Here is a 1,412-nt window from a genome sequence, read left to right on the forward strand (position 1 = left end):
GCACGCGGGGAATGTGCCGGCGGCCCAGTTCGGCCGCGTAAGCCTCGCGGCGCCGGGCCACGAGCCCCTGCAGCGCGGCGCCGCCGAGCCCCCGGTGCGCGTCAGCCAGGTCGAGGAAGAAGATATCGTCCGCCGCATCGATGGCCCCGGCCGCGGCGAGTTCGGCCCCGACGGCTGCGAGCTGCTGCCGGATGGCGCCGAGCGCTTCCACGAGGTGGTACTTGGGCAGCTCACGCAGCCCGGCGAACATCCGGGTCCGCCGCAGCGCGGCCCGCGCGAGCGCACCGCGAAGGCGGCTGCGCTGCCCCGCCGCTGCCACCAGCCGGGCCACCTGCGCCTCCGCCTCGCGGGCCGCCTTGCCGAACTGCCGGTCCGGGGCGAGCGCAGGATCATCCATGCGCAGATAGTTGGCCAGAACCCCGAGGATGTGGGTCGGGTCATCAGACCAGCGGGGCATGCCGACGTCGATCTCCGCCACGGCGCGGTGGCCGTACCGGCCCAGGAAGTCCCGCAGCCCGGATTGCACGACGCCGGGCAGGTCCGCCGCCCGGTAACGCCGGGCTATCTCGGGCAATGCGGCTTCCCCGAACACCGCCGCCGACGCCGGGTCGTTGCGGATGGCAGTAGCCAGCGACCACAGGTCCAGGTCCATTTCGGTGGTCACGTTGTTGGGCAGCCCCCGCAGGACTTCCTGCAGCGCCCCGTTCCCGGGGTTCCCGGCGAGTTTTCCGGCCATGGCCAGCAAGGCGAACCCCAGGGCGGGCAGCGGCAGGATCGCGGGAACCACGGCAAAGACATGCTGGCCAAGGATCCGCTCGACGTGGTCCAGACGCTCCGTGGCGGTGGCGCCGGCGGGCACCGCGAGTGCCGCGCGGAGCTGTTCGCCCACACGGTCTGCCCGGCGCAGTGCCGCCTCGGGCCGGAGGAGGCCGCGGATCAAGGTCTCCGGGACCTTCGCCCGCGCCGCCACCGGGGCGACGTGGCGCAGGAGCGGCCACGGCGATCCTATGGTGACGGAGAATCTGGGATCGGCGAAGAGGTTGCGCAGCACGGTGGCCGAACGCGCCTCCATGATGTCGAATACCCGGGGGACGATTGCGCGTCCGGCCTTGCTCCGGACTACGGGCGTGAGGTCGAAGAATATGCGCTGTCCGGCTTCCGCGTACGGCGCGGGCCCGTCACGGGGCACCGGCACCGGGAAATGCGCGGCCCCCGCGACCGAGGACGCAATCAGCCGGATGCCGGCGAGGCCCATCGGCGTCAGGGGCCGGGTCAGCCCCTGGGCCAGGCTGAAGCACAAATAGACGCGCGGCGTCGGCCCGGAGGGACGCCGGTCCGGCATCGGATAGAGCGTGGTGATCGGCCTGGACTGGGTCAGCCACACGGCCCCGTCCCGGCCGATGGCCCATTCG

General features: G+C 72.8%; 1 pseudogene. It reads right to left on the minus strand.

Going from position 1 to position 1,412, the window contains the following annotated elements:
• A pseudogene (locus tag LQV45_RS32375) lies at positions 1-1,412 on the minus strand (phosphoenolpyruvate synthase); the annotation flags it as partial.

The sequence above is a fragment of the Microbacterium sp. Bi128 genome, assembly GCF_918698205.1.